Origin of the sequence: Kribbella aluminosa, assembly GCF_017876295.1 — a bacterium.
Taxonomy (GTDB): Bacteria; Actinomycetota; Actinomycetes; order Propionibacteriales; family Kribbellaceae; genus Kribbella; species Kribbella aluminosa.
Genome location: NZ_JAGINT010000001.1, coordinates 2515924 through 2528179 on the forward strand (window position 1 = coordinate 2515924; position 12256 = coordinate 2528179).

Consider the following 12256-nt stretch of genomic DNA (forward strand, 5'->3'; position numbering starts at 1 on the left):
AAGCAGCCCAGCATCGCTGTGGGACGGCGACGTACGTCTGCTGGAGTCGACTGCGTGTTCGCGGACCATCACTGGACGGACTGGGCCTTGGAGACCCTGGTTGCAAGCAAGGGGTCGACGAGGGTCAGTCTGGTGGTTCCGGCGCGCAACGAGGCTGCCACGGTGGGAGCGGTCGTTTCGCGGGTGCGTGCGGCCCTGATGGAGACCGTCGCGTTGCTCGACGAGGTCGTGGTGATCGACAGCGACTCGACCGATGCAACGTACGACGTCGCGGTTGATGCGGGTGCGACGGTACACCGGTCGTGTGACATCCGTCCGGACCTCGGGTCCTTCCCGGGCAAGGGCGAGGCGATGTGGAAGTCGCTCTTCGTCACGACCGGTGATGTCGTCGTCTTCATGGATGCGGACCTGCAGGACTGGGACACCCATTTCGTACCGGGATTACTAGGTCCGTTGTTGTCTGACCCGGGTGTCGAGCTGGTGAAGGGGTACTACGAGCGGCCGGGCGGGCACGGTGCGTTGGACGGTGGGCGGGTGACCGAGCTGGTCGCACGGCCGCTGATCGCGCTGCTCCACCCGGAGCTCGCTGGCTTGGTTCAGCCGCTGGCGGGGGAGTGGGCGGTACGACGCGACCTGTTCGCCTCGCTCTCCGTCCCGACGGGGTACGGCGTCGAGCTCGCCGCTCTGGTGGACACAGCCGTCGGTCGCGGGACCGGTGCTATCGCGCAAGTCGACTTGGGCACGCGGTCGCACCGCCATCAGGCACTGCTCGACCTGGGAGGGATGGCCGTCCAAGTGCTGGCGGCGAGCCTGGCGCGGCGTGGCGTGAATGTCGTGGACCCGCCCCTGTTGGAACAGTTTCCAGCCGGGCTGAAACCGGTGAAGCGATCTGTCGACATCGTCGAGCGTCCGCCGGCGCGGGAGGTCTGGTGACGCTGCGCCTGGGTCGGCACGTCTTTGCCGACGACACAACCATCATGATGGCGATCGTCAACCGCACACCTGACTCCTTCTACGACCGTGGAGCCACCTGGGCCGAGGACGCAGCGTTCGCCCGGGTCGGTTTGGTTGTGGCTCAGGGCGCCGAAATGGTTGACATCGGCGGTATCAAGGCTGCTCCCGGCGCCGAGATCGGTGAGGCCGAGGAACGGTCGCGCGTTGTGGATTTCGTTGCCCGGGTCCGGGCATCCTTTCCCCGCCTGGTGATCTCGGTTGACACGTGGCGTGCATCGGTCGGGGAAGCGGCCTGCTTGGCAGGCGCCGATGTGCTGAACGACGCGTGGGGCGGGGCCGACCCCGAGCTGGTCGATGTAGCAGCCTCCCACGGAGCCGCGATCGTGTGCACCCACACCGGGGGCGCCACGCCCCGTACCCGCCCGTACAGGGTCGAGTACGACGACGTCGTTGCATCGGCGATCAAGGACACGGTTGCCTACGCCGAACGCGCGGTGGCCGCCGGCGTGTCGCCCGACGCGGTGGTCATCGACCCCGCCCACGACTTCGGCAAGAACACCTTCCATTCCCTGGAGCTGACCCGGCGCCTGGACGAGATGGTCGCCACGGGTTGGCCGGTCCTGGTATCGCTTTCCAACAAGGACTTTGTCGGAGAGACCCTCGACCGGCCGGTGGGCGAGCGGCTGATCGGGACGCTGGCAGCGACGGCGATCTGCGCGATGGCCGGTGCTCGGATCTACCGGGTTCACGAGGTCGTCGAGACCCGGCAAGCCGTCGACATGGTGTGGACCATCGCCGGGCGACGGGCGCCTTCCCGCGCGATCCGGGGACTCCAGTGACTGCAGACACTCTGCTCCTTCCGCGGGTCGTGCTGATCCCCGGTGTCATGGCCCTGCTGCCTTCATACGCAAGCATCGAGGACCCCGTCGCCGACCTGCGGGCAGCATGCCTGGCTGCGGTGGGTTCCCTGAGCGGACGGGTCGAGGTGCTCGCCACCGGGGCGGGCGCCAAGGTGGCGGCCCACCTGCTCGACTCGACATCGCGTACCGGCGACGACCCGAGCTGGCTCGTCGTCGCCAACGGGTCGGCCAAGCGGTCCGAGAAGGCACCAGGCCACCTCGACCATCGGTCCGGGGCTTTCGACGACACCCTCCACACCCTGCTCACCACCCCCGACCCCGCGGGGCTCATCGCACTCGACACCGCGCTCGCACACGAACTGTGGGCTGATGTCGAGTCTCTGGTGGACTGTGGCCGCGAGGTCCTCACCCCTCGCCACCATGCGGTAGTCGACTACGACGACGACCCTTACGGAGTGCGCTACTGGGTTATCCGCTGGGCTCCTCGATGCGGCGCCGGCGGCGGATCGGCGTACTGATCAGTGCCCGCCAGAGACCGCGACGATTCCGTGCCGCGGAACGGGTGCCGCCGGGCGCCATATGGAATTAATAGCCTGAGGCTCCAGGGAACGCGGTCCGAGCAAACACCCCGACGTCCGACCTCGTTCATACCTCCGACGACTCAAGTACCGGCATCTACTACAACTACCGGACTGAGGCTGCGGATGGAGCGGTTTTCGGCCTTTCCTGTCGGCTTCGACCGAGCGAATGGAGCACCACGATGGATCAGGACCTCGGGCTGCTTGTCCTGCGGCTGGCGCTGGGCCCGATGCTCGTCGCGCACGGGTGGAACAAGGTCTTCGGCCCCGGAGGCCTCAAAGGCACGACGGGCTGGTTCGGCGCACTCGGGCTGCATCCGGCGTGGCTGCACGCACGAGTCGCGGCCGTGACGGAGAGCGGTGCAGGTCTGCTGATGACGGTGGGTCTCATGACTCCGGTCGCAAGCGCCGCGTTCGTGGGGCTCATGGTCGTGGCGGCGCTGACCGACCACCGTGGGAAGGGCTACTTCGTCTTCAAAGGTGGAGCTGAATACACGGTGTTGGTGGCTATGGTGGCGGTGGCCGTCGCTGCCCTGGGGCCGGGAACGTGGTCTGTGGATCACCTTCTCGGCGTGGCCGGTTGGGCTGGCGGGTGGTGGGCGTTGGGTGCGGCGGCAGTTGGATCCCTGTCGGCTTTCAGCTTCTGGCGGCTCGCTTTTCGCCGTACTGAGTCGACGGCCGAGCATGTTCAGCCCGGATGACCGCAGCTTCAGCCAGCCAAACGGCCGACTGAGATGTGCCGTCCATGCTGCACGATGCAGGACCGTCAGTCGCAGTACGCGGCCCGCCAGTTCCGATCTACGGGACGTTGGCACGACATGGTCGGAAGCGCGTCCTAGTCTCACCGACGAGTCAACCGCAGGCGGAGGAGGACCACCGTGATTGCGTGTAGTGCCTACGTCGACGAAGTCGTCCAGTGGCCCGAAGGAACAGGCGTCGTGCTCCGGCCACCCTCAGGGCAGCGTCTTGTATGGATGACCGACAGCCGGCCAGATCACGACGCGGCGACCGCGCTCAGATCTGAACATTCCCGCGTGTTCACCGTTCAGCTGTACGGCGTCGGCTCCGACATCTGCTGCACGGTCCTCGTCGGCTCCGAACGAGGAGCCCGCGGGTTTCACACGAGCCTGGCAGTGGGCCTGGCCCTCTGCCAGTCCGGCGTACACGGCATCCTTCGAGACCTGGGGCATGTGATGAGGTCGCAGCCAGTCCACCTCGTCTCGTAGGCGGGTCAGAGTTTCTCGAACTGCGTGCTGCCGGGCATGGGCAGCCCCAGCCATCACCGTTCGTGTCAGCGGAACCGACGTTGGCGGCGCGCACCTGATTCCGCAACGATGCGACCGTTCCCAGGACCCTTGGGGACGTAACGGACCAATGCGAAAGGGTGCAGCGTGGCGCTAACCGAAGAATGGCTGATGCCGGTGCCGGGCCTGTCGAGCCGGTGGGCCAAGCTGGCGAGCGGAGCTCGAGCTCACTACGTCACTTCGGGCGACACCGGGCCGGCGGTGATCCTCCTGCATGGCGGCTTGCCCGGCTCTTCAGGGACGGCCGGCTGGCGTTTCATGGCGCCCTATCTCGGTGCCCGTGGGTTCCGCGTGTACTGTCCGGACCAACCCGGGTTCGGGCTGGCCGACACCCGTCAGGAGCATTGGCCGCAGGGGCCGCATTCGCATGTCGAGTTCGTGCACGAGTTCGCAAATGCCCTGTGTCTCGACGAGTTCCACCTGTCCGGCAACTCGATGGGAGGGACCACCGCTGTCAACTACGTCGTCGCCCATCCAGAGCGGGTGCTGAGCTACGTTCTGATCGGCACGGACATCGGGGACGTCGCGCCGCTCGAAAGAAGGCCGCCGGCGGCGGCGCACTTCGAGGAGTACGACGGCAGCCGTGAGAGCATGCGGCGGCTGATGGCGGCGATCATCGGACGTGATGCTGCGATCGAGGACGAGCTGGTCGAGATGCGCTGGCGTTCCGCCCAGCTGCAGCGAGAGTCGCGTGCCCAGTGGTGGCCGACCCAGTTGCAGTACCGCGGAACCCTTCCGTGGGAGCACACGGACCTTCAGGCGAGTCTGTCGACGAAGGGCAGGTTCGAGCGACTGAAGATCCCGGCCCTGTACCTCTACGGCAACGATGACGTCCTCACGCCCGTCGTGTGGGGACACGAGCAGGAAGACGTCCTGCCACACGTTCAGTTCTTCTACCCTGACGGCGCGGGTCATCAGTCCCAGACGGATTTGCCCGAACTGTTCAATCACGTGTACCTCGAGTTCTTCAGGGATGGCCGCGTCTCGCGGGCAACCGCTGATCGTGCGGGTGTGTCGAGACGCCGTCCGGAGCTCGTCCACCTCGTAGAGCAGGTGTAGGCCCGTGGTCGATGTCGAGCTCACGGCTGAGCAATCTGCCCTCCGCGACGTCCTGGTGGACTTTGCAGAGCGAGAACTTCGTCCGGCCGGCCCGGCCTGCGATGTCCGGGGACGAGTGCCGGCCGATCTCGAGGCGAAGCTTCACGCGCTCGGGGTGACGACCCCGCAGGTCGGTGCGAGCGAGAACGGTGGCATGAGCCCACTCGACTACCTCATCGCGACCGAGGAGCTCGCCTGTGGCGACCCTGGCATTGCCTATGGCGCCCTGTCGACGGGGCATGCGGCCCTGATCCTGGGCCTCTGCGGAAGTCCGGAGCAGCAGACGGCATATCTGCCTTCGCTGGCCGACGGCGAGCTGGGGAGTGTCCTTTACTACGAGGGATGGGGCAGGAGAGCTGCCGAGATCGAGGCGAGCGCCGCGGGCGACCCTGCCGGTTGGAGCCTCAACGGTGAGAAGTTCTTCGTTGCCAACCCCGCCGCGGCGGCAGTGTCGATCATGTTCGCGATTGACATCGGGACCGGTGATCTCCGGGCGTTCGTCTTCGAGTCCACCCCTCCTGGCTACGTTCTCGGGTCCGACGACCGGGTAACGCCCAACTGCGGACTACGTGCCGCACACACCGGCGCCGTCGCCATCCGTCATCTGAGGGTTCCCCCGGATGCTGTCCTCCCGGGGCGCGGGATCGACCTGGCGCGTGCTCTGGGCTGGATGCGCCTGACGGTGCCCGTCGTCGCCATCGGCGCGGCGCGGGCAGCGAACGCGTATGCGGCCGCTTATGCGCAGGAGCGCGTGGCCTTCGGACGACCTATCTCCGCGTTCCAGGGTGTGGCGTTCCTTGTCGCAGATGCCGACACCGCGATCGACGCGGCGAGGCTGTCTGTCTGGTCGGCGGCGAATGAGCTCGACAGGATCACCGATGTGGCGGTCCTGGACGATCTCGTGTCGAGCACAGTCGCTCGCGTCTGCGCAGCGATGGAACGCGTCACGCGCGACGCGGTGCAGGTCCTCGGCGGGTCGGGTTTCGTAAAGGACCACCCGGTCGAGTACTGGTGGCGTAGCGCGATGACGCTGGCCGCTATCGACACCGATCCTCTCGCGGTCCCCGGCATCGTCTGATGCCGACCCGGTAGGAGCAATTCGTGAGCAATGGGAGTGATCGATGACAGTCAATTTCGAGCTGCCCGCCGACGTGACCAAGCTGTGCGACGAGGTTCGCGATTGGAGCCTGCATCAGGTGAGGCCGCTGGCTCGGGAGAGCGACCGGTCCAAGGGGCTGCCGGCCGAGGCCGATGCTGTGATGGCGAGCTGTCCAGTCGACCTTTCGCCGTTGGCAATCGCCACCTTCGGCCGGACTCGCGCGGACTGGGGCACTGAGTTCCCGCTCGCCGACTTCACTACGCAGTACGTCCTCGGTGCCGCGATCTCAGAGGCGATCGGCTACGGAGACAGTTGGCCGCTTGCGACCCTCAGGGGGAGCATCGCCGAGAAGGCGATACTGGCGCTGGGTACCCCCGAGCAGCAGGAGCGGTGGGTCGGCGGCTTCATGCGGGGTGACTTCCGCTCCAGTGCTTTCGCGCTCACGGAGCCCCATTTCGGCTCCGACGCCTCCCAGGTCGCGACCACGGCGACGCGGACCGCGACCGGATGGGTGATCCGTGGCTCGAAGATGTATTGCTCGCTCGGGGCCAGCGCCGACTACACCGTCGTGTTCGCCACCATCGACAAGGAGGTCGGCCGCAACGGGATCCGCGCCTTCGTTGTTACCAAGGAAACGCCTGGGTACGTCGTGACAAAGGCGCGCGAGGACAAGCTCGGGATGCGCGCCTTCGAGACTTCCGCCTTGGCGTTCGACGACATGCATGTCCCGGAGGACGCTCTCTTGGGGAGTGAGGACCAGGACAGCCGCGGCTTCTACGCCGCACTTGGGACGCTGAACACGAGCCGACCCCTCACGGCCGCCTGGGCGGTCGGCATCGCGTCCGGATGCGTTGACTACCTGAAGCAATGGGTCGCGCAGCACGGCCGCGCCTTCTCCATCCAGCGCCGACAGCGAATCGACGAGGACGTGGCCGGGATGACGTCGGCGTTGGCGACCGCGCGGTTGCTGTACCTCCGCGCGGCGTTGCTCCAGGACAAGGGACGGGACAACCGGCGCGAGGCGTCGGCTGCGAAGGCCTACGCCCCACAGGTCGCTGAGGCGGTCTGCCGGCGGACGGCCGAGATCATGGGTCCGGACGGTACCTCGGAGCGCCACTTGGTCGAGAAGTGGTGCAGAGACATCCGGGTCTTCGACATCTGGGAGGGCTCAGGCCAGATCCAACGCCTCACGATCAGTCGCATGCTCATGGGCGCTGGCGCCGGGCGCGCCTGACCGCCTTGGGCGTGATGCACCTCGAGGTCGCGGATCGAAGGTGACCGTGGTCGCCGATCCTCCACTGGGACCCCCACTTCGTCCGCGGGTGCTCGGTCCGGCGTTGTCGGACCACCGAGCTCAGCTGGTTCATGGACACAGCGACCAACCTGACTATTCCGTGCTGCGGAACCGTGCCCTACTGGTGCTCGGCCATCTCTCTAGCCTGACGTCTGGCCCGCTGGAGTGAAGTGGCCTGACAACGACAGGGAGTGCAACGTGGCTGACCAAGAGAATTCGTCCCGTGCCCAGCAGGCGGTCTGCTACGCCGTCTACAGCTGGATGTTCAAGGATGACGCGCCGATCGAAACCATCGAGGGTGCGTTCGCGGAGATGGTCGCGATCGGTGACGAGGTCCAGGGGATTCAACGTGCCAGCTGGGGTCGCAATCGCGCCGGCTCGGCCAACGGCTACACGCACACCATGATCGTCGTTGCCGACGATCAGGCTGCCGTGGACGAGTACAACCTCCGGACCAGCAAGCACCCGATGTCGGGCCTCGTCCACTCCTCCGAGAAGCAGGGAGTCGGCGTCTCCTACGCGCTGCCGGCCTGAATTTCTGGCATGAGCAACTGATTGACAGTCATCTGGTTCGGCAGCCTCGAACTGCGGCCGGCGTGGCTGCATGCACCGGAACGTGGCCGGTATGCCGCGTCGCCACCATCGGAACGCTCGCGGCTCTGATCATGCTCGCCGCGAACAACCCGGCCACGACCTGGTGCATCGACTCGAGCTGGCCCGGGGTGAATACGCTGTCAGCGGGTACCCGAGGCGGTCCGTTGTGGGCCAGATGATCGGTGTCGCGTCCGCGGAGCAGGTATCGACCCACTGACTTTCGATCGATGGGGTCATCGCCGAGCAGACCGAACTTCCCGCGCTGGCAGGGATTCGCAGTCGCCGGTACCGCCGAGAATCTGTTGCTGCGGCCGAACGACTAGTGGCGCGTGGCGTCAACAGTCCGACATCTCGGGACCTCAGGTCACGAGGTAGGACGAGTCGTACTGGCGGCGCTGTCACCGGGGCTGGAACGGCTGCTCCTACCCGTGCGGCTGCTCAACGGCTTCGAGTACGTTGCATGGTGCCGGAGGCGTCGGTTCCAGCGCGCGGAACCGACGACCGTGGGACGGCCTCGGCAGGCCTAGCATCGCCGCCCATGACTGACCTGCCAAATGTGACCCTCGGACGTACCGGCCTGGCGGTGTCGAAGATCGGCTTCGGGGCGATGGAGCTTCGCGGGCCGTACGGCGACTGGCCCACGAGAGTCGATGACGCGACCACGTCCAGGCTGCTGAACTCTGTGCTCGACCTGGGGATCAACCTCATCGACACAGCGCCCGACTACGGGCTGTCGGAGGAGCTGATCGGCAAGCACCTGTCCCGGCGGCGCGATGAATTCTTCATTGCCACGAAGTGCGGATGCTCCGTGCGCGCCACTGGCGAGCCCTTCGAGAGCAATGTGCACACCTTCGAACGGCCGATCATCCGCGCGGCCGTCGAGCAGTCCCTTCGTCGCATCAGGACCGACCACATCGATATCATCCAGTTCCACCACAGCCCCAGCCGCTCCGAGCTCGAGGAGCACGATGCCGTCGCGGAGCTGGTCGATCTCCGGGATGACGGCAAGGTCCGGTTCATCGGAATGTCCGCCACTCTGCCGCACTGCTACGAGCACCTGGACATGGATGTGTTCGACGTGATCCAGGTGCCGTACTCCCTGGTCGAGCTCGAGCACGAGGACTTCCTGGTCAAGGCCTCGGAGGCGGGTGTCGGCACGATTGCGCGGAACGGCGTCGCCCGCGGCATCGTGTCGGCCGGCCGCGACAAGGTCGAGGCGATTCCCGACGGTTGGCGCCAGCAGTGGCTCACGAACCGGGACAAGTTCGAGGCCGCCGGACTGGAGGACCTGATGGATGGGGCGAGCCGGACCGAGTTCATGATTCGCTACCTCTTGGCCACGCCGAGCGTGGACTCGACCATCCTGGGGACGGGCAAGCCGCAGCACCTGGCCGACAACATTGCCGCCGCGTCGAAAGGTCCTCTCGGCCGGGACGCCTACGACGAGGCGCGTCGGCGCGTGGCCGCGGTGTCCGGAGCCTGAACCCGAAGACGTCCTGCCCGCTCATGACGCGCGAATCCGTAGCGAGGGGAGACATGACCACCGAACGATGCGAGGTCACCCGAAGAGTCGCTGCGGACACCGCAACGATCTTCGCGGTCCTCTGCTCACCGCATGGTCATGTGGCCATCGATGCATCAGGCATGTTGCAGTCCGCCGAGGGTTCGCCCGTCGAAAGGGTGGGTGATGAGTTCCTCGTCCACATGGATCGCGAGTCACTCAACGACAAACCCCTGGGCAGGTACGACATCAGGGTCGTGATCACCCGGTTCGAGCGTGACCGGCGCATCGAGTGGATGGTCTCGGGGTCCGGCGAGCCGCCACGCCTTCGGCACGCGTTCGGCTACCTGCTCGAGCCAAGCGCAGAGTGCACCCTTGTCACGTCGTACCACGACTGGAGCGAGATCGCCGACGAGGTTCGGGCCAAGCGCAACTTCCCGGTGATCTCCGAAGCGACCTTGCGGGCCACGCTCGGGATACTCGCTCGGACGGTCGAACAGCGCTGATGCTCGGTCAGGGATTGCGACGGGCCTTGGCGGGCTCGTTTCAGCCGCGTCGTCGGCCTGACGTGCCGTTCGGCGACGAGTGGTTTGGGCGGTTGACGACCGCGATGCCGAGCAGGACCAAGGCCGGGACGGCGCCGGCGACCAGGTAGCCCACTCGGGCTCCGGCGATGGCGTCGACAAAGCCAATTAGTGGTCCACCCAGCGCAGCGGACCCCAACGCGACGAGGACGTAGATCCCCATGACGCGACCGAGGCTCTCGGGAGGTGCACTGAGCTGGACCTTCGCAATAGTGCCGGTGATGACCAGCATCGTGAGGACCCCGACCGGAAACAGCCCGATCGCGAGCGCGACAGGAGTGGTCAGCAACCCCAGCGCGCCGTACCCACCAGCGAGCAGCGCTGCGTGCACGAACAAGGTGCGCAGTCCGTTGCCATGTCGGCTCGCCGAGAACAGCGCGCCACACAGGGATCCACAGGCCACGACGGCCGTCAGAAGTCCGTAGAGATCAGACCCGCTGTGGAAGTCGACCGAGGTGCTGGCCGCGATGGTGACCGGCAGATTGGGGAGAAAGAGTCCGAACGATCCGGCGATGATCAACGGCAGCATCACGTTCCGGCTCCTGAGGATCGAAAGAATCGGGGTCGTATCGTCACCGGACGCCTTGCTGCGGCGTGTAACGGGGTTCAGGTCCCGTGGGTTCATGGCCAGCAGCACGATGATCGGTGCGGCGTACGAGGCCGCGTTGAGCGTAAAGGCTGTGCCGACGCCCACGGCCTGGATCATGAAACCGGTCGCCGCCGGCCCGACCATCGCGCCCAGCTGAAACACCGACGAGGCAAGGCTGGTCGCGTTGCGGATCCGGTCGGCACCCACCATCTCAACGACAAAGGCCTGGCGCGCGGGGTTGTCGACGACGCTCACCAGACCGAGCGCCGCCCCGATGACGAAGACGTGCCAGGTGCGCACATCCCCGGTGAGCGTGAGGACGGCGAGCACTGCCGCGAGTACACACATGGCAACCTGCGTCCCGAGCAGCACCAGCCGCTTGGGCAGGATGTCGCCGACGACACCGCCCCAGAATCCGAACAGCAGCGTGGGCAGGCACTGGACGGCCGTGACGAGGCCGACCGCGAACGGGTCGTGCGTCAACGTCAGCACCAGCCAGTCCTGGGCGACCCGTTGCACCCATAGCCCGGTCATCGAGATCGAGTGTGCGATCAGGAACAACCGGAAGTTGCGGACAGCCAGCGAGCTGAATGTCGAGCCCGACCGACGACGAAGCCGCGTAGTGCATGGGTCGGGCGACGGCACTCCAGTGGAGCGGTCGAGGGTCGAGAGTGTGGTCACTGATGGTCCCTTTCGAAGCCAGCCGAGGGTCGCTCTCGATTGTGGGGAGTGATCGGTAATTGCGCAAAGTGATCTCTAGGATGACTGTTATCGCGATATATGATGTACGCTGGTCATGTGTACGATCCGGTCCTGCTGCGCACCTTTCTGGCTGTGAGTCATTCGCTGAGCTTCACGCAGGCGGCTGCGGCGCTTGGTCTCGGCCAACCCACGGTCAGCCAGCACATCCGACGGCTCGAGAGCGTTGTCGGTCGAGACCTCTTCATTCGTGACACGCACTCCGTGCGTCGGACTGCCGACGGAGATGCGATGCGTGACTTCGCCTCGTCGATCCTGGCCGCTCAGGACCGTGCCGTGAGCTATTTCACCGGCTCGGGACTGAGCGGACGGGTTCGCTTCGGGGTTACGGACGACCTTGCGCTGACCTCGGTGCCCCGCATCCTCCGTGACTTCCGGCAGCTGTATCCACGGATAGATCTCGAGCTGACGGTGGCCGCGAACGACTCTCTCCAACGGCAGTTGGAGTCGGGGCACGTGGACATCGCCTTCGTGAAGCTGCCGCCCGACCAGACGCGGGGCAGGCTGGTCCGTCGGGACCGCCTCGTCTGGGTCGGTACCCCGGGCGTGCTCTCCGATGACCGTCCCGTGCCGCTGATCGTCGACCGGGCGCCGAGCATCAGCCGATCGTTCGCAGTCGAAGCAATGGACCGCGCCGGCATCCAGTACCGGGTCACCACCACCGCGCGTAATGTCCTCGGCGCAGTGGCAGCCTGCAGGGCCGGACTGGGGCTGGGGATCTTCCTGCGCAGCCTCATTCCGGCCGGCTTGGTAGAGATACCGGTCGGGGCCGGGCTGCCGGAACTGGGCGAGATCGATCTCGTCCTGCTCAGCAGCCGCCGAGATCCGTCCGCGTCCGCGGAAGCGTTGACCGAGGCCATCCTCGGCGACGGGCAGCCCCTGAGTGCCGAGGCAATCGGCACCGCCGCGACCGACATCTGACGCCGAAGGCGGATGTTCTGTCCGGCGGAACAGCTGCCTGCTCAGGATCCGTCGGGCGCGTACGTTTCGCGCCGTAACTCTTATCCGGGCGACGCGCGGCCGGTTTGGAGGCTAGACCAGA

The 12256-nt window shown here is 66.3% G+C and carries 13 protein-coding genes; 12 read left to right on the plus strand and 1 reads right to left on the minus strand.

Annotation, left to right across the window (positions count from 1 at the left end):
- The first annotated feature begins 54 nt into the window (after positions 1 to 54).
- From JOF29_RS12250 to JOF29_RS12300, 11 genes are all read left to right on the plus strand, one after another.
- Positions 55 to 933 carry a glucosyl-3-phosphoglycerate synthase gene (locus JOF29_RS12250; protein WP_307863278.1) on the plus strand — a complete coding sequence of 293 codons (879 nt, stop codon included), beginning with the start codon at positions 55 to 57 and terminating at the stop codon, positions 931 to 933.
- Positions 930 to 1793, plus strand: a complete 864-nt coding sequence (gene folP / locus JOF29_RS12255; RefSeq protein WP_307863279.1) for a dihydropteroate synthase — start codon at positions 930 to 932, stop codon at positions 1791 to 1793. Before JOF29_RS12250 ends, folP begins: the two co-directional genes overlap by 4 nt.
- Positions 1790 to 2332, plus strand: a complete 543-nt coding sequence (locus JOF29_RS12260) for a class III extradiol ring-cleavage dioxygenase family protein (protein ID WP_307863280.1) — start codon at positions 1790 to 1792, stop codon at positions 2330 to 2332. The genes folP and JOF29_RS12260 overlap by 4 nt, the downstream gene beginning before the upstream one ends.
- 242 nt (positions 2333 to 2574) lie before the next feature.
- Positions 2575 to 3093, plus strand: coding sequence for a DoxX family protein (locus JOF29_RS12265; protein ID WP_209694314.1), 519 nt, complete (start codon positions 2575 to 2577; stop codon positions 3091 to 3093).
- A gap of 333 nt (positions 3094 to 3426) precedes the next feature.
- Positions 3427 to 3618: a hypothetical protein gene (locus JOF29_RS12270; RefSeq protein ID WP_209694315.1), complete on the plus strand. Its 192-nt coding sequence runs from the start codon at positions 3427 to 3429 to the stop codon at positions 3616 to 3618.
- Positions 3619 to 3783: 165 nt separating this feature from the next.
- Positions 3784 to 4755, plus strand: coding sequence for an alpha/beta fold hydrolase (locus JOF29_RS12275; protein WP_209694316.1), 972 nt, complete (start codon positions 3784 to 3786; stop codon positions 4753 to 4755).
- A gap of 4 nt (positions 4756 to 4759) precedes the next feature.
- Positions 4760 to 5872: an acyl-CoA dehydrogenase family protein gene (locus JOF29_RS45265; protein ID WP_209694317.1), complete on the plus strand. Its 1113-nt coding sequence runs from the start codon at positions 4760 to 4762 to the stop codon at positions 5870 to 5872.
- Between the two features lie 43 nt (positions 5873 to 5915).
- Positions 5916 to 7127 (plus strand): acyl-CoA dehydrogenase family protein, encoded by a 1212-nt coding sequence (locus tag JOF29_RS12285; protein ID WP_209694318.1) that lies wholly within the window; start codon positions 5916 to 5918, stop codon positions 7125 to 7127.
- Positions 7128 to 7385: 258 nt separating this feature from the next.
- On the plus strand, positions 7386 to 7721 hold the full coding sequence (locus JOF29_RS12290; protein ID WP_209694319.1) for a Dabb family protein: 336 nt from the start codon (positions 7386 to 7388) through the stop codon (positions 7719 to 7721).
- A gap of 598 nt (positions 7722 to 8319) precedes the next feature.
- Complete coding sequence (locus tag JOF29_RS12295; RefSeq protein ID WP_209694320.1) at positions 8320 to 9264, plus strand: aldo/keto reductase; 945 nt, start codon at positions 8320 to 8322, stop codon at positions 9262 to 9264.
- 23 nt (positions 9265 to 9287) lie between these two features.
- The gene (locus JOF29_RS12300; RefSeq protein WP_209694321.1) at positions 9288 to 9788 is read left to right on the plus strand and encodes an SRPBCC family protein; all 501 of its coding nucleotides are present in this window, start codon (positions 9288 to 9290) and stop codon (positions 9786 to 9788) included.
- A gap of 40 nt (positions 9789 to 9828) precedes the next feature.
- On the opposite strand, the gene JOF29_RS12305 is transcribed toward JOF29_RS12300, so the two are convergent.
- Positions 9829 to 11136, minus strand: coding sequence for an MFS transporter (locus tag JOF29_RS12305; protein ID WP_209694322.1), 1308 nt, complete (start codon positions 11134 to 11136; stop codon positions 9829 to 9831).
- Between the two features lie 117 nt (positions 11137 to 11253).
- Here JOF29_RS12305 and JOF29_RS12310 point away from each other — a divergent pair, with 117 nt between their 5' ends.
- The gene (locus JOF29_RS12310; RefSeq protein ID WP_307863281.1) at positions 11254 to 12135 is read left to right on the plus strand and encodes a LysR family transcriptional regulator; all 882 of its coding nucleotides are present in this window, start codon (positions 11254 to 11256) and stop codon (positions 12133 to 12135) included.
- Positions 12136 to 12256: the final 121 nt, after the last annotated feature.